21 protein-coding genes are annotated in these 25,858 nt (G+C 67.5%); 9 read left to right on the forward strand and 12 right to left on the reverse strand.

Annotated elements, in window-relative coordinates; translation table 11 throughout:
- From tagF to C3Y15_RS16645, 3 genes are all read right to left on the reverse strand, one after another.
- Positions 1-990 (reverse strand): type VI secretion system-associated protein TagF, encoded by a 990-nt coding sequence (gene tagF / locus C3Y15_RS16635; protein WP_011883114.1) that lies wholly within the window; start codon positions 988-990, stop codon positions 1-3.
- Positions 987-4,928: a type VI secretion system membrane subunit TssM gene (gene tssM / locus C3Y15_RS16640; RefSeq protein WP_011883115.1), complete on the reverse strand. Its 3,942-nt coding sequence runs from the start codon at positions 4,926-4,928 to the stop codon at positions 987-989. The genes tagF and tssM overlap by 4 nt, the downstream gene beginning before the upstream one ends.
- A 301-nt stretch (positions 4,929-5,229) precedes the next feature.
- On the reverse strand, positions 5,230-6,075 hold the full coding sequence (locus C3Y15_RS16645) for a M15 family metallopeptidase (protein ID WP_014722348.1): 846 nt from the start codon (positions 6,073-6,075) through the stop codon (positions 5,230-5,232).
- Between the two features lie 121 nt (positions 6,076-6,196).
- Between C3Y15_RS16645 and C3Y15_RS16650 the strand changes: the two genes are divergently transcribed.
- Together C3Y15_RS16650 and C3Y15_RS16655 are read left to right on the forward strand one after the other, a co-directional pair.
- The gene (locus tag C3Y15_RS16650) at positions 6,197-7,165 is read left to right on the forward strand and encodes a hypothetical protein (RefSeq protein ID WP_011883117.1); all 969 of its coding nucleotides are present in this window, start codon (positions 6,197-6,199) and stop codon (positions 7,163-7,165) included.
- A gap of 179 nt (positions 7,166-7,344) precedes the next feature.
- The gene (locus C3Y15_RS16655) at positions 7,345-8,373 is read left to right on the forward strand and encodes a transporter (protein ID WP_046423567.1); all 1,029 of its coding nucleotides are present in this window, start codon (positions 7,345-7,347) and stop codon (positions 8,371-8,373) included.
- Positions 8,374-8,489: 116 nt separating this feature from the next.
- On the opposite strand, the gene C3Y15_RS16660 is transcribed toward C3Y15_RS16655, so the two are convergent.
- On the reverse strand, positions 8,490-10,658 hold the full coding sequence (locus C3Y15_RS16660; RefSeq protein ID WP_011883119.1) for a M1 family metallopeptidase: 2,169 nt from the start codon (positions 10,656-10,658) through the stop codon (positions 8,490-8,492).
- 645 nt (positions 10,659-11,303) lie between these two features.
- Between C3Y15_RS16660 and C3Y15_RS16670 the strand changes: the two genes are divergently transcribed.
- From C3Y15_RS16670 to C3Y15_RS16680, 3 genes are all read left to right on the forward strand, one after another.
- Positions 11,304-11,798, forward strand: a complete 495-nt coding sequence (locus tag C3Y15_RS16670; protein ID WP_011883121.1) for an LEA type 2 family protein — start codon at positions 11,304-11,306, stop codon at positions 11,796-11,798.
- Between the two features lie 98 nt (positions 11,799-11,896).
- Positions 11,897-13,030, forward strand: coding sequence for a class I SAM-dependent methyltransferase (locus tag C3Y15_RS16675; protein WP_014722352.1), 1,134 nt, complete (start codon positions 11,897-11,899; stop codon positions 13,028-13,030).
- 89 nt (positions 13,031-13,119) lie between these two features.
- Entirely contained in the window at positions 13,120-14,010 is an 891-nt protein-coding gene (locus tag C3Y15_RS16680) for an SAM-dependent methyltransferase (protein WP_011883123.1), read from the forward strand.
- Positions 14,011-14,074: 64 nt separating this feature from the next.
- On the opposite strand, the gene C3Y15_RS16685 is transcribed toward C3Y15_RS16680, so the two are convergent.
- Positions 14,075-14,665: a DUF1415 domain-containing protein gene (locus C3Y15_RS16685; RefSeq protein WP_043291635.1), complete on the reverse strand. Its 591-nt coding sequence runs from the start codon at positions 14,663-14,665 to the stop codon at positions 14,075-14,077.
- 82 nt (positions 14,666-14,747) lie between these two features.
- Complete coding sequence (locus tag C3Y15_RS16690) at positions 14,748-15,371, reverse strand: TetR/AcrR family transcriptional regulator (protein ID WP_011883125.1); 624 nt, start codon at positions 15,369-15,371, stop codon at positions 14,748-14,750.
- Positions 15,372-15,588: 217 nt separating this feature from the next.
- Between C3Y15_RS16690 and C3Y15_RS16700 the strand changes: the two genes are divergently transcribed.
- The 3 genes from C3Y15_RS16700 to C3Y15_RS16710 all read left to right on the forward strand — a co-directional run bounded on the left by C3Y15_RS16700 (position 15,589) and on the right by C3Y15_RS16710 (position 19,417).
- The gene (locus C3Y15_RS16700; RefSeq protein ID WP_011883126.1) at positions 15,589-16,875 is read left to right on the forward strand and encodes an MFS transporter; all 1,287 of its coding nucleotides are present in this window, start codon (positions 15,589-15,591) and stop codon (positions 16,873-16,875) included.
- Positions 16,876-17,280: 405 nt separating this feature from the next.
- Positions 17,281-17,886 (forward strand): nitroreductase family protein, encoded by a 606-nt coding sequence (locus C3Y15_RS16705; protein ID WP_011883127.1) that lies wholly within the window; start codon positions 17,281-17,283, stop codon positions 17,884-17,886.
- Between the two features lie 280 nt (positions 17,887-18,166).
- Positions 18,167-19,417 (forward strand): Hsp70 family protein, encoded by a 1,251-nt coding sequence (locus tag C3Y15_RS16710; protein ID WP_045578561.1) that lies wholly within the window; start codon positions 18,167-18,169, stop codon positions 19,415-19,417.
- Between the two features lie 122 nt (positions 19,418-19,539).
- On the opposite strand, the gene C3Y15_RS16715 is transcribed toward C3Y15_RS16710, so the two are convergent.
- The gene (locus tag C3Y15_RS16715) at positions 19,540-19,743 is read right to left on the reverse strand and encodes a cold-shock protein (RefSeq protein WP_006477070.1); all 204 of its coding nucleotides are present in this window, start codon (positions 19,741-19,743) and stop codon (positions 19,540-19,542) included.
- Between the two features lie 419 nt (positions 19,744-20,162).
- Between C3Y15_RS16715 and C3Y15_RS16725 the strand changes: the two genes are divergently transcribed.
- Entirely contained in the window at positions 20,163-21,761 is a 1,599-nt protein-coding gene (locus tag C3Y15_RS16725) for an APC family permease (RefSeq protein ID WP_011883129.1), read from the forward strand.
- A 106-nt stretch (positions 21,762-21,867) separates the two neighbouring features.
- On the opposite strand, the gene C3Y15_RS16730 is transcribed toward C3Y15_RS16725, so the two are convergent.
- From C3Y15_RS16730 to prfA, 5 genes are all read right to left on the reverse strand, one after another.
- Positions 21,868-22,659: a class III extradiol ring-cleavage dioxygenase gene (locus tag C3Y15_RS16730; RefSeq protein WP_034193979.1), complete on the reverse strand. Its 792-nt coding sequence runs from the start codon at positions 22,657-22,659 to the stop codon at positions 21,868-21,870.
- A gap of 224 nt (positions 22,660-22,883) precedes the next feature.
- Entirely contained in the window at positions 22,884-23,480 is a 597-nt protein-coding gene (locus C3Y15_RS16735) for a UbiX family flavin prenyltransferase (RefSeq protein ID WP_059475561.1), read from the reverse strand.
- Between the two features lie 12 nt (positions 23,481-23,492).
- The gene (gene grxD, locus C3Y15_RS16740) at positions 23,493-23,804 is read right to left on the reverse strand and encodes a Grx4 family monothiol glutaredoxin (protein ID WP_011883132.1); all 312 of its coding nucleotides are present in this window, start codon (positions 23,802-23,804) and stop codon (positions 23,493-23,495) included.
- Between the two features lie 67 nt (positions 23,805-23,871).
- Positions 23,872-24,714, reverse strand: coding sequence for a peptide chain release factor N(5)-glutamine methyltransferase (gene prmC, locus C3Y15_RS16745; protein ID WP_011883133.1), 843 nt, complete (start codon positions 24,712-24,714; stop codon positions 23,872-23,874).
- A gap of 7 nt (positions 24,715-24,721) precedes the next feature.
- Positions 24,722-25,804, reverse strand: coding sequence for a peptide chain release factor 1 (gene prfA, locus C3Y15_RS16750; RefSeq protein ID WP_059463882.1), 1,083 nt, complete (start codon positions 25,802-25,804; stop codon positions 24,722-24,724).
- Positions 25,805-25,858: the final 54 nt, after the last annotated feature.

Consider the following 25,858-nt stretch of genomic DNA (forward strand, 5'->3'; position numbering starts at 1 on the left):
TCAGCCTCCGATGAACGCTTCGCGGAACGCGTCGATGGCGACGCGCAGCGACAGTTGCGGTTGGTCGAGGTAGCTGACGAGCTTGCTGATCCGGTGGTCGTTTTGCGCATGGGCGTCGATCCACTCGGGATCGTCGATGTCGATGTTGTGGGCGGCGTAGGTCTGCGGATCGACGACGCTCAGCAGCGTCTTCGACGACGCACCGTTGAAGCCGACGATCAGCCGTTCGCGCTCGGCGATCGTGCCGATGAAGATCGCGAGCTCGAAATCGGCCTGCGCGACGAACGGTGCAATCAGTTCGAGCCAGAACGCGGCGACGAGGCTTCGATAGAACGGATCGACCGGCAGCGGCAGCGTCAGGCCGCGCTCGATGTGCGACGAGCCGCTTTGCATCACCGGCCGCAGCAGCGAGCCGAGCGCGAGCATCGCGCCGCGCAGCCGCACCGGATGGCCGCTCTCGAGCAGCATCTGTTGCAGGCCGTACAGCGACTGGTGTTCGACGAAGTCGTTGAAGGTGCCGTCGTGCGACGTGCCGGGGCCGCCGACGTCGATCGGCACCTGCGTGTCGCCGAGCGCCTGCAGCGCGCCGGGCGGCTCCTCCTTCGCGAGCAGCGCCGGCATCTGCGCGGCGACGCGCGACCACAGCCGCGCGAACGCGAGCGGGCTGCGCGCGAGGAACGCGAGCGGCCGCTCGACCTCCAGCGCGGTCGCGCCGAGGAACGGGAAGCGGCGCATCGACACGTCATGGCTCGCGACCATGTGCCCGGCGATCGCGAGCTTGCTGCGCGAGCCGAGGAACGCGAAATGCATCGGCTTCGCATCCTCGTAGACGATCTTCCAGCGCGGATCTTCCGCGAGCAGCTCCAGCGCCTGCGCGATCCAGCGATCGAGCGTCTGCAGCAGCTGCGGGTTGTGCGGGCTCTTCACGAAGTCGCCGCGCGACGGAATCTTGCCGAAGTAGGCGATCTGCGCCTGAACGGTTTGCGTCATTGCGCCCCCTGTGCATTCGTTGCGGTGGCGGCCGCGACGGCCGGTGCCGCGGCCGGCGCGCCGGCGCCCGCCTGCGTCGCGTTCTGTGCGGCGCCGGCGCTCGCGTCGGCGATCGACGACGGCAGCTGCAGGCCGCGCAGGCTCTGCTGCTGCGGCTGGTCGCCGCCGCCGCCGGTCGGCTGCGACGTGCTGATGATGCGCATCGTCACCGACACGTTCACGCTGCCCTGGACCCACGTCAGATCGAACGTGCCGTCCGGGCGGCGCTTGCGCTGCGCCGAGTTGATCAGCTTCTCGAGACCGTAGCGGCCCGGCTCGTTGACGAGCTGCACCGTGCGGCCGTCGAAGGTCGTCGCGGACAGCGTCGCGCCGGGCGAACCCTGCGGGTTCGGCCACACGAAGTTGGTCCACTGCGGCGGCGTGTTGCGGTAACGCAGTTGCTGGCCGTCGATCGCGATCGTGTATTCGGTCGTGCCGGTGCTCGGCTGCGGCAGGATCTGGAACACGGTCTGCGGTTCGGACGCGGCGGCCGCGCCGCCTGCCGCACCGCCCGCGAGCGGCGCGACCCAGCGCGCGAAGCCGTTCGTGAAGTCCGGCGTGAGGCCGATGCCCATGTCGCCCCACGTGCGCGCGGCGAGGGTGTCGCCGCGGCGCACCGCGAGCGGCCCGAGCGTCGTGCCGACGAACTTCGCGATCGCGCCGTCCGGACCGAACACCTGCGCGATTTCACCGGCGCCGGCCTCGACCTTCGCGTTCGGCGCGAACGGGTACTTGGTCGCGAGCGAGCTCTGGAACGGCTGGTACACCTGCGCGTTCCACACCTTGTTCACTTCCGCGCTGGCCGGCTGGATCACGACCGAGAACGCCTGCATCAGCGGCCGCACCAGCAGCGGACGCAGCGACTTGCGTTGCGAATCGGTGAGGCCCGTCAGCATCTGCTCGTCGACGAACTTCAGCGAATCGGCCAGCTCCGAGCCGTTGCCGTCGAGCGTCTGCTGCATCAGCTGACGCGCGCCGGGGCCGGGGTCGCCCTGGTTCTTGATCACGTTGAAGCGCGTGCGCACCTTCGACAGCGTGTCCATGTAGCCCTTGAGCATCGACGTGCCGTCGTGCGTCGCGACGATCCGCGCGAGCCCGACGAACTCCTGGCCGATCGGACCCATCGGCACCTCGGCCGGATTGCCGTTGATGTCGATGTTCGCGGCCGCCATCTGGCCGGCCTGCGAGCGCGTGAACCACTGCTTCACCCAGTTCACGACGCCCGTCTGCGCCTTCTTGATCGTCACGTTCGCGAGCGACGGGTTGTCCCACGAGGTCTGGTCGTACGCGGTCTCGAGGATCTTGCGGATCGGCGAATCCTGCGGGTCGCCCAGGCGGTTCATCCCGTCGACGGCCTGGCCGAAGCTCGTGAAGCCCTGCACCGCGATGCCCTGCATGAACTTCTGCCAGTGCTGCGCGTATTCGGTCTTGTACATGCCGACCAGCGTCTTCTGGATCTGCTCGGGGCTGCCCTCGAGCGTCAGGTCGTCCTGCGTCGACGTGTTCAGCACCCAGTCCTTCGCCTGCAGTTCCTTGGTCGCCGCGTCGCGGATCGCCGGCTGCACGTAGTCGAACCACGCTTCGCGCGTGAACGTGCCCGGAATCGCGTAGCTGCCGGCGATCAACCCCTGGTTGCCGTCGCCGACGATGCGCGCGATGGTCATCGGCGCGAAGCGGGTCGACGCGCGCGCCTTGATTTCCTCGTAGACGCGCTGACGCGCCGGCATGCCGCGCACGACGCGGCGCAGGTTCTCGCGCGTCTGGTCGACCAGCGCGAGGTTCGCGTCGATCATCGGCCAGTCGTCGTCGTTCACGCGCGACAGATAGAACGAGATCATCCGCTCGGCGCTCTTGATCATCTCGTCGCGCGGCATGTTGCCCCGGTTCGTCTCCAGCCAGCCGCGCCAGAAGCGCGCAAGCTGGTCGGTCAGGTGCGCCTGCTCGACGTGACGCTTGTCGGCGAGCATCAGGTAGGTCTTCAGCGCGTTGTACGCGTCCTGCACGTTGGTCGGCGACGCGTCGCTGTAGAGGCCGCCCTGCGGTGCCGCCGGCTGTTGCGGCGCGGCGGCCGGCGTGGCCGACGCGCCTTGCGCGGCGCCGGCGAGCGGCGTGGCGCCCGGCGGATTGGTCGAGACCGGCATCGCGCCGCCCTGCACCGCGCCCGATTCGGGCGGACGCGTCATCGGCACGAGCTGCTCGGGGTGCGCGTTCACGTCCTTCATGAACGACGCGAGATTCTGCGACACCGGCGCGAGCAGGATCTGCCGCACGCCGTTGTAGTACTCGGTCAGCAGATGCTGCTCGAGGCGGTCGCCCTGGTACAGGCCGAGCGACACCGACATCGGCTTGTCGCGGCGGAACTGCTCGAGCTGCTCGATGCGGTCTTCGAGAATGTCCATCGCCTGCAGCCGCGACTGCAGGTCGTTGCGGCCCTGCTGCAGGCGCGTGACGTTGTCGAGGTCGGCCTGCACGTTGGCGACGAGCTGCTGGTTGCCGATCGTCGACCAGGTCCAGCCGCCGAGCGCGAGCGCGAGCGCCGCGACGAAGCCGAAGAAGGTTGCGTAACGCAGTCGCGTCTTGGTCGGGCTCGCGAACTGGCGCACGGTCTGGCGGTCCGCGAAGATCACCTTCGAGAACAGGTCGCGCAGGAAGAAGCCGTTCTTCGAAAATGCGCTGTGCGGCTTCGGCAGCGCGCTCGCGTCGAGGCCGAAGCGCTGAGCGATGCGCTGCGCGGCGGCGCTGTTGGTCTCGCCTTCCTGCAGTGCGCTGGTGAAGTAGAAGCCGCGGAAGATCGGCTTGTACTGGAACGGGTTGTTCTCGAACAGCGTCGCGAGGAACGCGCGCAGCGCCGGCTTGATCGTCGAGAATTCGAGCGGGAAGCTGAGCTGGCCCGGCGACAGCTGGTTGCCGCGCGACAGCGACAGCTGCGCGACGCTGATCTCCTTCAGCCCCTCGTACAGCTCCTCGAAGCGCTCGTCGAACAGCGTGACGACGTCGCGCTTCTCGTCCGGTTCGTAGGGCAGGGTGGCGCCCCACACGCGGTCGTATTCGTGCTTGTCGCTGCTGCTGAAGAATTCGGTGAAGCCGGTGATCAGGTCGGCCTTCGTGAACATCACGTAGACCGGTGCGAACACTTCGAGCTTTTCGGTCAGCTCCTGGACGCGCTGACGCAGGTTCTTCGCGAGGTTGATCGCGAACTCGGGGCGGTTGCCGGTGAGCTCGGCGATGCTCGCGGTGACGATGATGCCGTTGATCGGCGCCTTCGGCCGGTAGCGTTTCAGCAGGCCGAGAAAGCCGAGCCACTCGCTGCGGTCTTCCTCGTGCACCGAGTAGCGGCCGGCCGTGTCGAGCAGGATCCCTTCGGTCGTGAAGAACCAGTCGCAGTTGCGCGTGCCGCCGATGCCGTGGATCACCGCGCTGTTCTTGTCGGCGAACGGGAACTGCAGGCCGGAGTTCAGCACCGCGCTGCTCTTGCCCGCGGCCGGGTTGCCGATCACGATGTACCACGGCAGTTCGTACAGCGCGGAGCCGCCCGACACCTGGCCGATCTTCGACGTCTTGATCGTCTTCACCGCATCGGACAGGCGCGTGCGCAGCACGTCGAGGTCGGCGGTCTTCGTGTCGGGCGCGAGCGCGGCCGCGGCGGGCGCCGTGATCTTGCCGGTTTCGGCCTGTTCTTCGAGCACCTGGCCGAGCTGCTGGTTCGCGCGCTTCACGCGCCAGCGGCGCCACAACGCGACGGCGAGCCACAGCACGAGGATCGCCGCGAACGCGAGCGCGGCCCACAGCAGCGGCAGCTGCAGCATGTCGGCGACGATGAAGAGAATCGCCGCTAGCGCGACGATCCCGACGATCGAGAGCGTACGCGGATGAGTCAGCACGTTGAGGATGCGTTGCATAGGACGTTCAGGTTCCGGTGCGATTCGGTGAGGCGACGCGGGCGCGCCGAGCGGACAGCGTGGCGCCGCGATGTGTCGCCGCGCTGTCAGGCGGGATGAAAAGGGCTGGCATCAATGCGCCCGCGGCATCGGAGAAGGCGCGCGCATTAATGAAAGGATGCCGTGAGAATTAAAACGGAAGCGGGCGCCCGAAAAAATCGCGCAACGGAATGCCCGATCGATTGCGCCGCCCAAATCATTTCCTGCCGGGTGTTTGAAAAGCCCCATGCCGCCCTCATTATTTCTTGTCCGGCAGCCATGACTAGCTGCCGCGTCCCAGTTTAAAACCGGGTTTATGGTATTCCACGTGTCCGAGATCCATCATTTTCCATCGGCCGCCCCACGTCAGGCCGACCTGCTCGGCAACCTGCCCGTACAACTGGTAGCCGCGCATCGCCCACGGATCTTTCTCGGAAATGACCAGCTTGCCGTCGCGCAGGAATGCGTTGTCCGCTGCGAGCCCGAACTGGTGATAGCTCTGGAAAGCGGCCGCATTGGTCACGTTGGTGCCCATTTGCGCGAGCCGGTTCTGACGTTCCGGACTCCGATAACCCTCCAGCAGCGCCATCTCGTAACCATACTGTTCGTGCATGATCTTGTAGACCAGCAGCAAACGCGTACGGAAATCGGGATCCAGCAGGTTCCAGTCGCGGCTCGCATCCTTGAGCGCGGGCCGCACCTGCTCGACCTCCCGCGTCGCAAACACTTCAGGCGGCAACGGCGGCGGCGGCACGAGCTGCTCGCCCTGCAACAGCGCGGCGATCTTCTCGTCGGGCACGCGCGCGGTGTCGTCGTACTGAAACAATTGCCGACCGCGTAACGCAATGGCCACCAATGGCGGCGTCGCAAGAATACCTGCCGATACCATAATCATCAAGCGCCGTCGAATCAGTAAATTTTGCACATCGCTTAATGCGCCGCGCGTAACGCTTGCCGATTTAACAATTTGACTGCGCGTGCGGGCGGCGCGATCGGTTGCGCGGCGCGTCAGGCGGCCATGAAATTGCGCGACCGAATCGAAAACGGCCGCGCGGATACCCGGTAAAAGCAACAGTGCCGCGACCGCGACGGCGAGGGCGAAATAGGCGACGAGGGCGACGGCAATCAACGATATCCCCGGAAATTGGAATTGATTGTGTTTTGCAATGCTTGCTCTTAGAATCAGGCTGCCTTGAGAGGCCGGGCTATATTATCGCGGTGAATTAAACCAGGATTCAATGAGACGCTGAATGAGTGCGCCGGAAAATACCAATTCGAAAACCCCGCCTAGCCTCCTGTCCGACACCAAACCGGCAGGCGAGGGCGGGCCGCAGCAGTCGCGCATTCTCGCGAATCTGGAAGGACGCGTCACGCCGCCGGCCGAAGCGCCGCGCCGTTCGCTGAAGGCGCCGATCGCGGCGATCGCCGCACTGGTGGTGGCGGTGGGCGGCTGGGGCGCGTGGCGCTGGCAGCAGCAGTCAGCCGAGCCCGCCGTCGTGGCGGCCGCGCCTGCTCAGGCGCCCGCGAAGGCCGAGCCCGCCAGCGGCGCTGCCGCGCAGGTCGCGCAGAATGCCGCCTCGGCCGCGCAACCGGCGACGATCGTCAATGACGACGCCGCATCCCAAACCGTTGCATCCGCATCGTCCGCGGCGTCGGGCGCGGACAACAGCCGCCTGTCGCGCGCGCTCGCGAACGGCGCCGCCGACGCATCGGGCACGGCCGCGACCGGCGTCGCCGCCGCGACGGCCGCCGCCGCTGCGACGAAGAGCGCGAAGGCCAACGGCGCGAAGAGCGACAAGCTCGCCGCACGCGGCAAGGCCGACGCGAAGGCAGACACGAAGACCGAAACCAGGGCGGAAGCGCGCAAGCGCCACAAGGAGCAGCAGGCGGAGCTCGCACAGGCGAAGAAGCGGCGCGACGCGACGGCGCGCACCGCGAACGCGAAGGCCTCGGCGAAGGACGATCCGGATGCGGATCTGCTGGCCGCGCTCGTCGCACGCACCAAGCCGGCCGACAAGAAGGCCGCCGCGCAGAAGGCGCAGGCCGCACCGACCAAGACGGCCGCGACGACCGGCGGTTCGCTCGCCGCGCGCGTGAAGGAATGCGAACAGCGCGGCTTCTTCGAGGATCAGCTGTGCCGCTGGCGCGTGTGCGACGGTCACTGGGGCAAGGATCCGGCGTGCCCGAGCGCGGCGCAGTCGTCGGAGACGCGGCAGTAAACGGCTTCACGCCGATCGGTTCGTCGCCAATGCGCCGCCCTCCGGGCGGCGCATTGCTTTTGGGCCGCCGCCGCGCCCGCAGCGGGTGACGGCGAGCGCGTCACGCGCGCGTCACATGCGTCGGGCATACGTTTCCTTTCATTTTCCGGCGCGACCGACGCGGCACGACCTTCGACACGATGGACCTGATCGTACAGACTTACGGCGCCGATACGTCCGGCATGGTGTGCGGATTCCGTTTCACGCCGGGCGGAGCGGGCGCGATGCTCGATGCCGAGGCAGCGGCCGCATGGCTGCGCACGTGCCGCGCGCGCGATGCGTCCGCCGCGGACGACTTCGTCTGGCTGCACTTCAATCTGGCGCACGGCGCGAGCGAGCGCTGGATGCGCACGCACCTCGGCCTGCCCGACAGCTTCTTCGCGTTCCTGCACGAAGGCTCGCGCTCGACGCGCATCGAGCAGGAAGACGGCGCACTGCGCGCGATCGTCAACGACGTGATGTTCAACCTCGAGCTGACGCCGTCGGAGATCGCGACGCTGTTCGTCCACGTCGAGCGGCGCATCATGGTCACCGCGCGGATGAAGCCGCTGCGCTCGGTCGACACGCTGCGCGCGTGCGTGCGCGACGGCGAGCGCTTCCGGTCGCCGGCCGAGCTGCTCGTGCATCTGCTGCGCGACCAGGCCGACCTGCTGATTCAGATCATGCGGCGCACGAGCGTCGACGTCGACCGCATCGAGGATCGCTTCCTGTCGCAGCGGCTCACGTCGAATCGCGTCGAGCTGGGCGCGCTGCGCCGCACGCTGACGCGCCTGCAGCGCATGCTCGCGCCCGAGCCCGGCTCGATCTTCCGGCTGCTCGCGAAACCGCCCGCATGGCTGCATGCCGAAGACGTGCAGGAGCTGCGCGAGTCGACCGAAGAGTTCTCGCTGGTGCTCGGCGATCTGTCGGGGCTCAACGAGCGCATCAAGCTGCTGCAGGAGGAGATCGGCTCGCGGCTCGACGAGCAGAACAACCGGACGCTGTTCACGCTGACGCTCGTCACGGTGATCGCGCTGCCGATCAACATCGTCGCTGGCTTCTTCGGGATGAACGTCGGCGGCGTGCCGTTCGCGGAGAACAAGCACGGCTTCTGGCTGATGGTGCTGCTGGTGGCCGGCTTCACCGCACTCGCCGCATGGTGGGCGTTTCGCCGGCGCGGCGAGCGCTAGCGGCGCGCAAAAAAAACGGGCCCCGCATGCGGGGCCCGGCGCCGGACCAGACGGTTCGAACGCCGGCCGGCGCCGCGCATGCGGCGGCCCCGGCCGGGCGAGCGCCGCCGTCGCCGTTACTGCACCAGCGTCCTGCGCGGCTTGAACATGCCCTGGTAGCGCAGCGACGGACGCTCCTTCGTCGTCGGTGCGATGCCGCCGAAGCTCGGCGTCTGACGCAGCTTCATCGCGGCCGGCGAAGCGACCGAGCCGATCGACGTCGAGCGCGAAGCCGGCGCGAGGTTGTTCGCGACGAGCAGCGCGGCCTCGCTCTTCAGGTTCGCGAGCAGCACCGGATCGGTCGAGCTGTTGACCTGCGTGAGCAGGCCGCTCCACGCGGCGTCGCTGTAGTTCACGACGTAGTAGTCGAGCCCGCTCGGATCGGCGACCACGCCCGTGCAGCCGTCGACGCGCGTCTGCGCCTGGGTGTCCTTCAGTGCGAGCGTCGTGCGCTGTGCGAGACCCTGGCCGTATGCGAGCGTGATCGGCACCGTCCATTGCAGGCCCGGATACGCGTTCGTGTTCGGGAACGGCTGCTGTTTCAGCGTGACGATCGTCTGGTTCTTCGTCATGTCGCACTGCGTGTCGAGCGTGACCAGCGGCACGCCGGTCTGGCGCACGTAGCTGTCGCCGATCGGGCCGACCGGCTGGCCGCTCGCCTTCGACAGCTCGTCCCACAGGCGCTTCGGCGTACCGTTGCCGAACGAATAGTCGACCAGGTACTGCTGCAGGCCCTTGCGCAAGGTCTGCTCGCCGAGATAGTTCTCGAGCGTCTTCAGCACATGGCCGCCCTTGTCGTACGTGAACGCGCTGGCGCTCAGCACGAAGTCGTTCGACGCCCAGTCGTTGAAGTTCGGCGCGACCGGGAACGCGTTCGGGCCGATGTCGCGGTTGATCACGCGGTACTTGTTCTTCACCTGGTCGAGCCAGCTGAACTCGTCGGGGAAGAACTGGATCGTCGTCTTGTTTTCGAAGAACGTCGCGAACGACTCGTTGAGCCACACGTTGTCCCACCAGTCGGTCGTGACGAGGTCGCCGAACCACTGGTGCGCGACTTCGTGCGTCAGCACCTCGTTACCGTAATGCGACATCGGCTGGCCCGGCTGCGGCAGGATGTCGTCGGCGAACTCGAGAATCGAGCCCCAGTTCTCCATCCCGCCGAAGTTCAGGTCCTTCTGCTCCTTGAACGCGTCGTTCGCGGCGACCGTGTCGAACTTCGTCAGCGGCAGCGGGATGCCCGTGTAGCGGTAGTAGAAGTCGAGCGCCTGCTTGGTGCGGTCCATCGCCGGCTTCGCCCAGTCGCTCATGCCCGGCGGCGTGAACACGCGCAGGTGCAGGCTGCCCTTGGCACCCGGCAGCGGGCTCGTGAAGTTGTCCTCGTAGGTGTCGAACATGCCGCCGCCGAAGAACAACAGGTACGACGGCATCGGCGGCGTCTTCTCGAACTGCACGAGCTTGTAGCCGCCGCCGACGTTGGTCGACGGCTTCTCCGCCGCGTTCGACACGACGCGCCAGTTCTGCGGCACTTCGGCCGTCACTTCATAGGTCGGGCGGAACGCCGGTTCGTCCCAGCCCGGGAACCACTGGCGCGCGAGGTTGGTTTCGCCCTGCGTGAGGATCGCGCCGCTCGTCGTGCCGTCGGTGCTCTTCAGGTCGACGCGGAACACGCCTTCGGCGGCCGAGCAGCCCGGATACGGATCGTCGCCGCAGCTGCCGCCGGTGTGGTTCACCGGATCGTCGTACGACTTGAAGTTGATGATCCCCGACCACTCCATGTGCAGCGAATAGTTGCCCGGTGCGATCGTGCCGGCAGCGGGGCGCAGCTGGTAGAAGTCGCCCTTGTCCTGCGGCGTCGCGATCAGCTGGATGTTGCCCGGCTGCAGCGTGATGCGGCCGTTCGTGAACTTGATCCGGTGGCCGGCGATCACGATGTTGTTGACCGGCTTCAGCACCTTGATTTCGACGTCCGCACGCCCGTCGAACGCGTTCAGCGCTTCGTTCGGGCGGAACCACAGCCGGTAGTTGACGGGCACCACGGTGTCCGGCAGTTCGACCGGCGACACGCTCTTGTCGACGTTGGACGCGCTCGGCGCCGTGGCGACCGCCGGCGACGAGCTCGATTGCGGCGCACCGGCCGAGCTGAGCGCGGAAGCGGAGCCCGAGCCGCCGTCGTCGCCGCCGCAGCCCGCGAGCGCGAGTGCGGCAACCAGCGGCAGATAACGCATCTTCTGAATGTTGATCGGCATGACTGAAACCTCGATTGTTGAAAGAATCGTTCAGTGCTGCGAAAACGCCGGCAAAGGAAATCCCTCGCCGTTAATCGGTGGCGATGACGGATGCCAATGACGGTTTATTCGAAAAAGACGGCGGCCGACTACGTGAAGGTAATCATGGTTTACTGCCCCCTCTGTGTTTCCGGATATCGGTTGACTTGCCGGTTCAAAATGGCCGTGCGCGGGTTGTACTGAATTGATTTCGCGCACACGACACGGGGCCGCGCGCCCTGCGCGGGCGCGCATTCCCTTGATTCCCTTTGAAACGACGACCCACGGGGCGGACCGCGCCGGGCCGCAGTACGGCAGGACGGCATGTCGCCGTTCCGTAAAATCGCCGTCATGCGGCTTCGAGGTTTGTCGGCCTGCTCGAAGGATGCGTAAATATACTTGATGGTTTTGGGTAAAGGAAACGAAAAAATTAGAAAGCGTATATCTAGAATTTTTTGCATGGCATTGAATGCCGGTCGGTATTAATTCGCTTTTGGAGGCTTCAGTCGTTTCCGTAGTTTTAATCTATTAACGATCTCGCCGCGAAGTGGAAACTACGAATCGGGGCGCGGTCGGTACAATGCAGCGACGATCCATTCCGCCGATTGCCGCCAAGGAGGCCTGCCGATGACCCGCGCCCTGTTCCGTATCGCACCGCTGCGCGCCGCGCTGTTGCTGTTCGCCGCGCTGTTCATGCTCGGCGGTTGCGCGGGCCTCACGCGCGAGCCCGTGTCCGTGACGGTCGCCGGGCTCGATCCGCTGCCCGGACAGGGCCTCGAGATGCGCTTCGCCCTCAAGCTGCGCGTGCAGAACCCGAACGACACGCCGATCGAATACGACGGCATCTCGGTCGCGCTCGAGGTGAACGGCTCGCCGTTCGCGAGCGGCGTCAGCGATCGCTCGGGCGTCGTGCCGCGCTTCGGCGAGGCCGTGATCGACGTGCCGGTGTCCGTGTCGGCATTCGCTGCCGCGCGCCAGGCGTGGAATCTGCCCGGCGCGGCCGCGAGCGGCGAGTTGCCGTATGCGCTGCGCGGGCGGCTCGCGGGCGGCGCGCTCGGCGCCGTGCACTTTCGCGACGCCGGCACGTTGCGCATGCCGGCGCTGCCGGCGTGGGGCGGCTAGCCGGCCGCCGTTTTGCCGGGACGGGCAAAGCGCGGTATGGTGTCGTCCGCGCGGTGCGTCTGCACCGCCTGTCTGAAGCCAACCGTAGCCGAGCTCGCGTGACCGATTTCCCCGTTTTCCACTGGACCGACGCCGACGGCGTCGAACATGCCGTGCGCTGGCGCTCCGAAGCGGGCGTGCAGCCGCCGCGGCGCGCCGTGCCGGCCGACGACCGCATCACCGCGGACGCCGCCTACCGCCTCGCGTGCGAGGGCACCGCGCTGGTCTGGCAGGGCGACTTCCAGAACGCGCGCCAGCTCGTGCAGGCGCTGGCGCGGCGCGTCGAACGCAAGCCGAAAAAGGCGAAGGCCGCGGCCGGCGTCGACGCGTTCAACCTGCACCGCCTCGCGCAGTCGCAGCGCGCCCGCACGCTCGGCATGGTGCTGATTCCGCTCGACGCCGACTACACGATCCCGCTGCGCCGCGCGCCCGACGTGCGCGCCGCGTGCGAGGAAGCCTACGGGCCGGGCGGCACGCCGTCGGTCGTGTCGCTGCGCGAACTGCTCGGCCTCGTCGGCGCGCACGAATGGCGCAAGAAGGGCGTGCCGATTCCCGCGCTCGGCGGCGCGCCGATCCATCCGCATTACGGCGTGTTCTCGCCGGTGCGCGGCGAATACGTCGAACTCGTCGCGCGCACGCCGCTGCCGGCCACCTCGCTCGCGTTCGACGTCGGCACCGGCACCGGCGTGCTCGCGGCCGTGCTGGCGGCGCGCGGCGTCGAGCACGTCGTCGCGACCGACCAGGATCCGCGCGCGCTCGCATGCGCGCGCGAGAACGTCGCGCGGCTCGGCCATGCCGATCGCGTCGACGTCGTCGCGGCCGATCTGTTTCCGGCCGGCCGTGCGCCGCTCGTCGTCTGTAATCCGCCGTGGGTGCCGGCTCGCCCGAGCGCGCCGATCGAGTACGCCGTCTACGATCCCGACAGCCGCATGCTGCGCGGCTTCCTGTCCGGGCTCGCCGCGCATCTCGCACCGGGCGGCGAAGGCTGGCTGATCCTGTCCGATTTTGCCGAGCATCTCGGCCTGCGCTCGCGCGACACGCTGCTGCAATGGATCGACGAAGCCGGGCTGGTCGTGCTCGGCCGCGAAGACATCCGCCCCGCGCATCCGAAGGCCGCCGACGCGGACGACCCGCTCCACGCGGCGCGCCGCGCGGAGGTCACGTCGCTCTGGCGGCTCGGCGCGCGAGCCTGAGCGCGCATTTTCGGTAAACTGTCGCCATTCCTCACGAATCCCCGCCGCCGGGCCGTGGTCGACCGACCGTGGCCCGGCGCCGCTTCACGATGTCGAACAAGACCTACGAAATCCGTCCGGAGCAGTCCGTCGAGCTGCTCAAGGAACTGCACATCCTGACCCGCGACGGCAAGCTGAACCAGGACAGCCGTCGCAAGCTGAAGCAGGTGTATCACCTGTTCCAGTTCATCGAGCCGCTGCTCGCGAGCGTGCAGGCCGACAAGGGCAGCGTGACGCTCGTCGATCACGGCGCCGGCAAGTCGTATCTCGGCTTCATCCTGTACGACCTGTTCTTCAAGCAGCAGCCGGGACACGGCACGCCGGCGTTCGCGTCCCACGTATACGGGATCGAGACGCGCGAGGAGCTCGTCACGCGCTCGGCCGAGCTGGCCGCGCGGCTCGGGTTCGGCGGGATGTCGTTCCTGAACCTGTCGGTCGCCGATTCGATCACGTCGCCGCAGCTGCCCGAGACGGTCGATGTCGTCACCGCGCTGCATGCGTGCGATACGGCCACCGACGATGCGATCCGCTTCGCGCTCGCCAAGCGCGCGCAGCACATCGTGCTGGTGCCGTGCTGTCAGGCGGAAGTCGCCGGCGTGCTGCGCAAGAACAAGGGCAAGTCGCTCGCGAATGCGCTGACGGAAGTGTGGCGGCATCCGCTGCATACGCGCGAATTCGGCAGCCAGATCACCAACGTGCTGCGCTGCCTGCAACTCGAGGCGCACGGCTATCAGGTGAGCGTGACCGAGCTGGTCGGCTGGGAGCACTCGATGAAGAACGAGCTGATCATCGCGCAATACAAGAACCTGCCGCGCCGCAAGCCCAGCGAGCGGCTGAACGAAATCCTCGCGATGTTCGGGCTCGCCGAGCTGAACGAGCGCTTCTTCGTGCCGGCGGCCGCGGCGCCGGACGCGCAGCCTGCGGCCGATCACGCGGGCTGACGCGCAGGGCGTACGTCAGGCACGCCGCGGGTGTGACATGCGCCGGCGGCCGGCGCGCGACGGGTCAGACGTCGTCGCCCGGCCGCTCCATCCATTCGCGCCAGCCATCGTGGCCGAGGCGGCGCAGCGTCTGCTGGTTCTTCTCGTAGATCGCGGACGCGTCCGGAAACGCGTCGACCGCGCGCGCGATGCTGTCCTCGCGCAGCAGGTGCAGCATCGGGTAAGGCGCGCGGTTCGTGTAGTTCTCGATGTCGTCGGCTTCGCTGCCTTCGAACCGGTACGCCGGGTGAAAGCTCGCGATCTGCAGTACGCCGCCGAGCCGCAATTGCTGCACGAGCCGGTCGGCGAAGAACAGCGCATCGTTGTAGTCGACGAAGTCCGCGAACACGCGCGGAAAGATCAGCAGCGTGGTGTCGATACGCTGCGGATCGGCCGCTTCGAGCGCGCGCAGCTCGGTTTCGAGATCGGCGAGCGCGTCTTCCAGCGTCGTCGCCTCGCTGATCGCGTAGCGCACCTGCTCCTTCACGTACACGCTCTTCGCGAAGGGGCACAGATTGAGCCCGATCACCGCGCGCGCGAGCCAGTGCCGCGTGGCGGCGAGGATGTCGTCGTGCGAATCGTGTGAATCGTGCGGGCCGGGGCGGGTGTCGGTCATGGCGAAGGCGGTCGGGTAGCGCGGCAGCGAGGGGCGCATTGTAGCCGGCGGGCGCGCGCTGCAATCTGACCTGCGTCGTCCGTCATGCGCACGCGGCCTCGATCAGCTGCGTCGCCAGCGCGGGCGCGGTGCCGATCGGCGTTTCGCCGTGCCGGTAGGTCTGGCTGGCTGCGTAGATCCCTTCGATCACGAGCGCGAGCGCATCGGCGAGCGCCTGCGGCGCGCGCGCGCCGGCGCCTTCGCACAGCTCGACGAGCCGCTTCATCAGCAGCGCCTTGTTCTGCGCGACGCGCTCGCGCGCCGGGTGCGACGCGTCGGGAAACTCGGCCGCGACGTTGACGAACGGGCAGCCGCGATAGTCCTGCTGCGTCGCGCGCTCGGCGAGATCGACGAAATACTGGATCAGCTGCGCCTTCGGCTGCCCCGGATGCTTCGCGACGCTCGTATCGAAACGCTCGAAGAAGCACGCATCCATCCGCTCCAGATAGGCGAGGATCAGCTCGTCCTTCGACGAGAACTGGCGATACAGGCTCATCTTGTTGACGCCCGCGCGTTCCACGACCGCCTCGACGCCGACCGCCCGCACGCCTTCCCTGTAAAACAGCTCCTCTGCTGCGCGCAGCAGATGCTCCTGCGCGGCGGCCGCGGTGACCGGCCGCCGCGTGCGGCGTGCCGGCGCCTTGTTGGCCGCCTCGATGCCCGACATGATGACCCTCGACTGCATGGTGAATTGCTTGACATGTTACCGACTGGTCACTACGATCGCAACACACTTGTGACCAGTCGGTAACAATGCTGATCGGAGCGACGGACAAATGCCAGGTGTCGGCCAGGGTCAGCCGACGCAGCGTGCGGCGGAGGTGGCCCGGCGGTGACGTGGCGGCGCATGCGCGAGCGCGGGCCGCCAACTGGAGAACGACGAGATGAACTGGGCGGTGACACGAATCGGCGGGCGCTTTCACTACGGATGGCTCGCGGCGGCGGTGGTTTTCCTGATCCTGCTGGCGGCGGCCGGCACGCGGGCGACGCCCAGCGTGCTCATGGTGCCGCTCGAGCGCGAACTCGGCTGGAGCCGCGCGGCGATTTCGCTGGCGATTTCGGTCAACATCGCGCTGTATGGGCTGACCGGCCCGTTCGCGGCGGCGGCGATGCAGCGCTTCGGGCTGCGGCCGACGATCCTCACCGCGCTGGTCACGTTGAGCGCGGGCGTCGCGCTGTCGTCGATGATGACGCAAAGCTGGCAGATGGTCGTGGTGTGGGGGCTGATGGTCGGCTGCTCGACCGGCGTGGTCGCGCTGACGCTGTCGGCGACCTTCGTTACGCGCTGGTTCCATGCGCGGCGCGGCCTCGTGATGGGCATCCTGACCGCGAGCACGGCCACCGGCCAGCTGGTATTCCTGCCGATGCTCGCCGCGATCGCGCAGCGCCACGGCTGGCGCCCGGTGGTGCTGGTCGTCGCGGTGGCAGCTGCGCTCGTGATTCCGCTGGTCGCGTTCCTGCTGCCCGAGCGGCCGGCCGACGTGAAGCTGCGCCCGTACGGCGAGCCGGCCGACGCGCCGGCCGCGCCCGACGCGACCAAGGAGAATCCGCTCGCGGTCGCGTTCCGCACGCTGCTGACGGCGAGCCGTTCGCGCGACTTCTGGCTGCTGTTCTTCAGCTTCTTCATCTGCGGCGCGAGCACCAACGGCTACGTCGGCACGCACCTGATCGCGATGTGCAGCGACTACGGGATGACCGAAGTGCAGGGCGCGTCGCTGCTGGCCGCGATGGGCGTGTTCGACCTGTTCGGCACGACGCTGTCGGGCTGGCTGTCCGACCGTTACGACAATCGCGTGCTGCTGTTCTGGTACTACGGGCTGCGCGGGTTGTCGCTGATCTATCTGCCGCATGCGTTCGGCATCGACTTCTTCGGGCTGCCGCTGTTCGCGATGTTCTACGGGCTCGACTGGATCGCGACCGTGCCGCCGACCGTGCGGCTCGCCACCGACGTGTTCGGCAAGGCGGCGGCGCCCGTCGTGTTCGGCTGGATCGTCGCCGGCCACCAACTCGGCGCGGCCTTCGCGGCGCTCGGCGCCGGGCTGCTGCGGGCGAGCCTCGGCACCTACACGGTTGCTTCGATGATCTCGGGCGGGCTGTGCATCGTGGGCGCGCTCATCGTGCTGCGGATCAACCGCGGCCCGTCGCGGGCTGCGGCGCAGCCGGCTGTTTGAGGGTGGTTGGCCGGCGGGGGCGCACGGCGCACGGCGCCTGCGCGCGGGGCGCGCAAGAAGCATGTACGAGGCGCGCACGGGGCACACGGCGCACGCAGGAAGCATGCACGGGTATCCAGGGGGGCGCACGAGGTGTGCATCAGGCACGCATGAGGCACGCACCGCGCACGCAGGGCCATGCCGGGACACGCACGGTTGCGCGGCTGCCCCCGTATAGATCGACCGGCCGAGGTCGCGCGCGATGCTCGGCAAGCCGGTTGCGGCCCGCGCTGGCCGGCTTCGCGAGCCTATGCAGGATCGTCGATTTGCATTGCGCGGGATGTGCGGGCGCGTGATCGCCCAAGCGGTTATGCTTGCGGTTCGCCGGGCGTTCGCGCCCCTTCATCGATGTCAGCGAGGAACCGCATGTCCGTCAAACCTGCCCCCACCACTGTTTCGATTCACGATCTGATCTCGGGCCGCTGGAGCCCGCGCGCGTATTCGGACGAGCCGATCAGCGCCGCCGATCTGCACGCGGTGCTCGAAGCCGCGCGCTGGGCGCCGTCCGCGTACAACGCGCAGCCGTGGCGCTTCATCGTGTTCGATCGCACGCAGGACGAAGCCTCATTCAAACGCGCGTTCGCGACGCTGGTGCCGTTCAACCAGGGGTGGAACGCGCCGGCGCCGGTGCTGATCGCCGTCACCGCGCACACGTTCACGCCGAAGGGCGAACCGGCGCCGACCGCGCTGTACGACGCCGGCGCGGCCGCGATGTCGCTGGTGCTGCAGGCGCACGCGCTCGGGCTCGCCGCGCACCAGATGAGCGGCTTCGACGCGAAGGCGTTCCGCGACGCGTTCGAGATCCCGGCCGACGTCGCGATTCCGGCAATCATCTCGCTCGGCCACTACGGCAACGTCGACAAGCTCGATCCGGTGCTGCGCGACCGCGAAAAGGCGCCGCGCACGCGCCATGCGATCGGCGAGATCGCGTATGCCGGCGCGTGGAAGAAGGGCTTCGACGCGGCGGCCTGAGCCGCCGAGCGCGGCTCGGTGCGCGGGCGAGCCGCGCGTCGGCCGCGCGCCGGTGTGGCGAGCGCGTGACGGCGCTGACGGTGCGAACAGCCCGGCCAACGCGCCGCCGCCGCCCGCACCACCAATCCGGTGCGCCGACCACGGTCACAACCGACACACCGATTCGTCTGATCGAACCGCGGCGCGATACCGATGCCCGTCCCGGTTGTGATCCGGCGGGCTTCATGTTAAAAAGCCCGTCCTTTCCGTTTTCGCGCCGGCCACGTTGCGGCACCTTCCGATGACTTACTGCGCGATCGACTTCGGCACATCCAACTCCGCCGTGGCGCTGCCCGACGGCGACGGCATGCGTCTCGCGCCCGTCGAGGGCGAGCACCTGACGCTGCCCACCGCGATCTTCTTCAACAACGACGAGGAAACCGTCGAATTCGGCCGGGCGGCGCTCGCGTCCTATATCGACGGTTTCGACGGCCGCCTGATGCGCTCGATGAAGAGCATCCTCGGCTCGCCGCTCGCCGAAACCACGACCGACCTCGGCGACGGCAGCGCAATCGCGTACACCGAGATCATCGCGCGCTTCCTCACGCACCTGAAGCGCAAGGCGGAGGCCAAGGCGCGCGCGCCGCTCGGCCGCGCGGTGCTCGGCCGGCCGGTGTTCTTCGTCGACGACGATCCGCGCGCGGACCGCCTTGCCCAGAATCAACTCGAAGCAGCCGCACGTGCGGTCGGCTTCTCCGACGTGCATTTCCAGTACGAGCCGATCGCGGCCGCGTTCGACTACGAGTCGCGCCAGCAGGCGGAGCGGCTCGTGCTGGTCGCCGACATCGGCGGCGGCACGTCCGACTTTTCGCTGGTGCGGGTCGGGCCGCAGCGGATGGCGCGTCTCGAACGCAAGGACGACGTGCTGGCGCACCACGGCGTGCACGTCGCGGGCACCGATTACGACCGGCGCGTCGAACTGGCGGCGATCCTGCCCGCGTTCGGCTACCGTGCGCTCGATCCCGAAGGCCGCGAACTGCCGAACCGGATCTACTTCGACCTCGCGACCTGGCACCTCATCAACACCGTCTACACGCCGAAGCGCGTGGGCGAATTGAAGCTGATGAAGCACCTCTACCTGGACGTGCGGCAGCACGAGCGGCTGCTGCGTGTGGTGGAGCAACGGCTCGGGCACGCGCTGATGGCGCGCGCGGAGGAGGCGAAGATCGGCGTGGCGGCGGGCGGGGAGACGATGATCGACCTGAACGACGTCGAAGAGGATCTGCAGATCGCCTTCGACGCCGACCGTCTGGTGGCCGCGAGCGTGGACGACACCGCGCGCATCGTCGAGGCGGCGCGCGAAACGGTGCGGCTCGCGGGCGTCGCGCCGCGCGACGTCGGCGCACTGTATTTCACCGGCGGCTCGACCGGGCTGGCGTTTCTGTCCAGTGCGCTGGCCGGTGCGTTCCCGGACGCGCAGCCGGTGTTCGGCGATCGCCTCGCCAGCGTCGCGACGGGGCTCGGCATTCACGCGCAGCGCCTGTTCGGCTGAACGGGACGAGCCGGCCGCGCGAAGCGGCCGGCGGCCCGGCCATGCTGCCGCGCCGTGCCGTGCCGGAAAAACAAAAAGCCCCGCCGAAGCGGGGCTTTTCTACACGAAATATCGCGCCGAACTTAGACCGGACGGATGTTCGCAGCTTGCAGACCCTTCGGGCCCGTCTTCACTTCGAATTCAACCTTCTGGTTTTCTTGCAGCGTCTTGAAGCCTTCGACGCGGATTTCCGAGAAGTGCGCGAACAGATCGTCGCCGCCGCCTTCCGGGGTGATGAAGCCGAAGCCCTTTGCGTCATTGAACCACTTGACGGTACCGGTTGCCATGTTACTTGTTCCTAAAAAGATAAAACGGGGCCGAAGCCCATGGGGTGCGGAAAATCAAGGAAGGGGTAATAGGACCACCGGAGTACCGTTGATGGGCGAACTACGAAAGAACCAATTCACTCGCCGCTTGAAATCCTGCAACGTTGTTTATACGGCTAATCGGTCGCGCGGTCAACCGTATTTCCATTCACTCAGGGTTATTGCGGAGTTCAGGTTTACAAAACTTGCAAGGGGCGCGAATTTTTTGTAGGGGCCGAACGATTTTGGCGCCAACTGGCAGGTGCAACCGTTAAACTACGCGCCGCGCGGACGGGTTGCCCCGATCGGGTGTCCCGTCCCCCCAAGAATGCGTGCGCGGTGCTGTCCGAGCCGATCCCGGACCGCAGGCCGACCATGCTTTTTGAGACACAGGAGAGGATGTGAAGAGTTCTATTCAACGGAACATCGGCCCGTTTGCATTGATGCTGACGGGGCTGGGTTCGATTATCGGCTCGGGCTGGCTGTTCGGCGCCTGGAAAGCCGCGAAGATCGCCGGTCCGGCGGCGATTTGCGCGTGGATCATCGGTGCGGTCGTGATTCTCGCGATTGCGCTGACGTATGCGGAACTGGGCGCGATGTTCCCCGAGTCGGGCGGCATGGTGCGCTATGCGCGCTACTCGCACGGTTCGCTGGTGGGCTTCATCAGCGCCTGGGCGAACTGGATCGCGATCGTGTCGGTGATTCCGATCGAAGCCGAAGCGTCGATTCAGTACATGAGCACGTGGCCCTATCCTTGGGCGCATGCGCTGTTCGTGAACGGCGAATTATCGACACCGGGGCTGCTGCTGTCGGCCGTGCTGGTCGTCATCTACTTCCTGCTGAACTACTGGGGCGTGAAGGCGTTCGCGCGGGCGAACACCGCGATCACGATCTTCAAGTTCCTGATTCCGGGCCTCACGATCCTCGGGCTGATGCTGTCGAGCTTCCACTCGGAAAACCTCGGCACGGCGTCGAACGCGAGCTTCGCGCCGTACGGCTGGTCGGCAGTGCTGACCGCGGTCGCGACGAGCGGCATCGTGTTCGCGTTCAACGGCTTCCAGAGCCCGGTGAACCTCGCCGGCGAAGCGCGCAATCCGTCGCGCAGCGTGCCGTTCGCGGTGATCACGTCGATCCTGCTCGCGCTGGTGATCTACGTGCTGCTGCAGATGGCCTACATCGGCTCGGTCAACCCGGCCGACGTCGCGAAGGGCTGGGCGCACTTCAACTTCTCGTCGCCGTTCGCGGAGCTCGCGATCGCGCTGAACCTGAACTGGCTTGCGATCCTGCTGTACGTCGACGCGTTCATCAGCCCGAGCGGCACCGGCACGACCTACATGGCGACGACCACCCGCATGATCTACGCGATGGAGCGCAACAACACGATGCCGAAGATGTTCGGCAACGTGCATCCGATCTACGGCGTGCCGCGTCAGGCGATGTGGTTCAACCTGCTCGTGTCGTTCGTGTTCCTGTTCTTCTTCCGCGGCTGGAGCTCGCTCGCGGCGGTGATCTCGGTCGCGACGGTGATCTCGTACCTGACCGGCCCGATCAGCCTGATGGCGCTGCGCCGCGCGGCTACCGACATCGAGCGTCCGCTGTCGATTCCGCTGATGAAGCTGATCGCACCGTTCGCGTTCGTCTGCGCGTCGCTGATCCTGTACTGGGCGAAGTGGCCGCTGACCGGCGAAATCATCCTGCTGATGGTCGTCGCGCTGCCGGTGTACTTCTTCTTCCAGGCGAAGGCCGGCTGGGGCGGCTGGGGCGCGGACCTGAAGGCCGCGTGGTGGCTGGTCGCCTACCTGCCGACGATGGCCGTGCTGTCGCTGATCGGCAGCAAGGAGTTCGGCGGTCACGGCGTGCTGCCGTACGGCTGGGACATGCTGGTCGTCGCGGTGATCTCGCTCGGGTTCTACTTCTGGGGCGTGAATACCGGCTACCGGACGCAGTACCTCGACGAGCGCGAATCGCACGACGAGATCCTCGAAGGGATCGGCGCCTGACGCGATCGACTGCCGCCGGATTCGGCGGCGGCAGCAAACATACGAAAGCCCGCCGGAGCATCGCTCCGGCGGGCTTTTTGTTGGTGCGCCGAGCGCCGCGTCGGGTTCAGGCGGCGGCGCTCGCGAACACGTAGTTCGTCATCGCCAGCACGCGCTGATACGTGCCGAGCGACTGGATGCCGAGCCGATAGTCGTCGTCGGCCGCGCCGAGCGCGGCGAACACCGGCAGCAGATGCTCGTCGGTCGGATGCATGAGCGCCGCGTGCGGCGCCTGCCGGCGATAGTCGAGCAGCGCGTCGACATCGCGCGCGGCGAGGCGCGCCTCGAACCAGTCGGTGAATTCGGCGACGCGCGGGTCCGCATCCTCCGGCGCCGCGCCGAAATCCGCCGCGCGCAGGTTGTGCGTGATCTGGCCCGAGCCGATCACCATCACGCCTTCGTCGCGCAGCGGCCGCAGCGCGCGGCCGAGCGCGAAATGATGGGCCGCGTCGGCGCGCGGCTGGATCGACAACTGCGCGACCGGCACATCGGCATCCGGGAACATCAGCAGCATCGGCACCCATGCGCCGTGGTCGAGGCCGTGCTCGGTCGTCGCGGTTGCGATGCCGGCCGCGTTCAGCAACTCGGCTGCGCGCTCGGCGACCTCCGGTGCGCCGGGCGCCGGATAGCGGATCTCGTACAGCGCCCGCGGAAAACCGTAGAAGTCGTGGATCGTTTCAGGCTGCGCGGCGACGCTCGCGACCGGCTGCTGCGTGCCCCAGTGCGCGGAGAGCATCAGCACCGCGCGCGGGCGCGGCAATTCGGCGCCGAGGTGCGTAAACGCCGCCGACGGCAGCGACGGATCGATCGGCAGCGTCGGCGCACCGTGGGACAGGTAAAGCGACGGCAAGCGGTTCATGGTGAGGCAGCCTTCAGGAACGGATTGCCTATGACTATAGGCGTGTACCACGCGTCAATAAACGGGTGGGGCGGAATTTGATTGAATCGCTGGAGTTGATAATCGGCGCGGAGCCTGGCGCGGCGGTGTCGGCGCGATCGCAAGCCGCCCACATCGACTGATTAGCGGGCAGATCGCTTGGCGTTACACGGAGAACGACGCCGATACACAGCGCGTCGCGCGGCTTATTGCGCGGCCCGGATGCCGGCCCACGGCGTCGTCATCGGCGCGCTGAGCGCGAACAGGTCGAGCACACGCGTGACGGTCTGATCGACGAGTTCCTCGATCGTCTTCGGCATTGCGTAGAACGCGGGCAGCGGCGGGAACACGATGCCGCCCATTTCGGTCACGGCGGTCATGTTGCGGAGATGGGCGAGGTTGAACGGCGTTTCGCGCACCATCAGCACGAGACGGCGACGTTCCTTCAGCGTGACGTCGGCCGCGCGCGTGATCAGGTTGTCCGACAGCCCATGTGCGACGCTCGCGAGCGTCTTCATCGAGCACGGTGCGATCACCATGCCGTCGGTGGCGAACGAGCCGGACGCGATCGTCGCGCCGACGTCGCGCACCGAATGCACGACGTCCGCGCGGCTTTCGACGTCGGCCTTCGACAGCTTCAGTTCATGCTGGACGTTGAGCCAGCCGGCGTTCGACACCAGCAGGTGCGTCTCGACGCCGCCGGCTGCGCGCAGCATGTCGAGCAGCCGCAGGCCGTAGACCGCGCCGGTGGCGCCGGTGATCGCGACGATCAGCCGGCGTGGCGGCGCGCTGGGAGATGCCATGCGGGACGGGCTTTACGCGGCGGCGAACAGTTGCTGCAGTTCGCCCGACTGGTACATCTCCATCATGATGTCCGAGCCGCCGATGAATTCGCCCTTCACGTACAGCTGCGGGATGGTGGGCCAGTTCGAGAATTCCTTGATGCCCTGGCGGATTTCGTCGTCCTCGAGGACGTTGACCGTCTTGAACTGATCGACGCCGCAGGCCTTCAGCACCTGCACTGCGCGGCCCGAGAAGCCGCACATCGGGAATTGCGCGTTGCCCTTCATGAAGAGCACGACCTGGTTTTCGTCGACGATTTGCTTGATACGTTGTTGGGTGTCCATGACTGACCTTGCGTTTGCGGGGCGTTAGATCGAAATGATAGCGGATTTCATCCGCGCGGGCCGGGCGTCAGCCGGGCAGGCGGCCGCCGGTCGTACGCTCGATCGCGGCCAGATCGGCGAGCGATTCGACCGCGACGAAGCCGTGCGACGCGAGCAGCGCGCGCACGGCTTCGGCCTGGTCGTAGCCGTGCTCGATCCACAGCGTGCCGCCCGGTTTCAGATGCGCGCCGGCGCCCGCGACGATCGTGCGGATCGCGCTCAGGCCGTCGGCATCGTCGGTGAGCGCGCCGCGCGGCTCGAAGCGCAGATCGCCCTGCTCGAGGTGCGGATCGTGCTGCGCGATGTACGGCGGGTTGCTGACGATCGCATCGAACGCGAGCGCCGGGTCGAGCGCGGCGTACCAGTCGCTCTGCAGCCAGTGCAGCGGGCCGCCGGGGCGCCGCGCGTCGAGCAGCTTGGCGGCGTTGCGCTGCGCGACTTCGAGCGCGGCCGGCGAGCGATCGAGCGCCCATACGCGGGCGTCGGGCCGCTCGGCCGCGATCGACACGGCGATCGCGCCGCTGCCGGTGCCGAGATCGAGCACGGCCGGATGCGGCCGGCCGTCGATCGCGTCGAGCGCGGCTTCGACCAGCAGCTCGGTTTCGGGGCGCGGGATCAGCACGTCGGGCGTCACGTCGAACGGCCGGCCGAAGAACTCGCGCATCCCGACGAGCTGCGCGACCGGCTCACCGGCCACGCGGCGTGCCTCGAGCGCGCGGTAGCGTGCGATCGCCGCCGGCTCGAGCGGCGCATCGCCGCGCGTGATCAGCTGCGTGCGGGTCCAGCCGAGCGCGTGCGACAGCAGCACGCGTGCATCGACCGCGTCGAGCGGCGACGCGCGCAACAGATCGTCGGCGGTGAGCTCGGGCATCGCGGCCTCAGTCGGCGTCGCCGAGCGACGCGAGCAGTTCGGCCTGATGCTCGCTGACGAGCGCGCTGATCAGTTCGTCGAGGTCGCCGTCCATCAGCGCCTCGAGCCGGTACAGCGTCAGGTTGATCCGGTGGTCGGTCATCCGGCCCTGCGGGAAGTTGTAGGTGCGGATCCGCTCCGAGCGGTCGCCGGAGCCGATCAGGCTCTTGCGCGTCGCGGCTTCCTTCGCGTGCTGCTCGTGATACTGCTTGTCCTTGATGCGCGCGGCGAGCACCTTCAGCGCGCGATCCTTGTTCTTGTGCTGCGAACGGTCGTCCTGGCACTCGACGACGATCCCGGTCGGAATGTGCGTGACGCGCACCGCCGAGTCGGTCTTGTTGATGTGCTGGCCGCCCGCGCCCGACGCGCGGAACGTGTCGATCCGCAGGTCGGCCGGATTGATTTCGACCTCGCCGATTTCGTCGGCTTCCGGCATCACCGCCACCGTGCACGCGGACGTGTGGATGCGCCCCTGCGTCTCGGTGGCCGGCACGCGCTGCACGCGATGGCCGCCCGACTCGAACTTCAGCCGCGAATACGCGCCCTGGCCGGCGATCCGCACGATCACTTCCTTGTAGCCGCCGAGGTCCGACGGGCTCTCCGACATCATCTCGACCTGCCAGCGCTGGCGTTCCGCGTAGCGCAGATACATGCGCAGCAGGTCGCCCGCGAACAGCGCCGATTCGTCGCCGCCGGTGCCGGCGCGGATTTCGAGGAAGATGTTGCGATCGTCATTCGGGTCCTTCGGCAGCAGCATCTTCTGCAATTCGCCTTCGAGGCGGGTCATGCGCTCGCGTGCGCTGCGAATCTCCTCTTCGGCGAAGTCGCGCATCGACGCGTCCGCGAGCAATTCCTGCGCGGCCGCTTCGTCGTTGCGCGACTGGCGCCACAGCGCGTACTGCTCGACGACCGGCCCGAGCTCCGCGTGTTCGCGCGTCAGCTTGCGGTACTGGTCGAGATCGGCCGTGACGTTTTCGCGGCTCAGCAGATCATTGAGTTCGGCCAGCCGGACAGACAGCTGGTCGAGCTTGCGTTGCATGCTCGTCTTCATGGTGTGGAGCGGCGCTCCCGGGCAAGGGTATTCGAAAAGGATAGGCCGGCGCGC

It is taken from the genome of Burkholderia sp. B10, assembly GCF_004368385.1.
GTDB classification, from domain to species: Bacteria; Pseudomonadota; Gammaproteobacteria; order Burkholderiales; family Burkholderiaceae; genus Burkholderia; species Burkholderia vietnamiensis.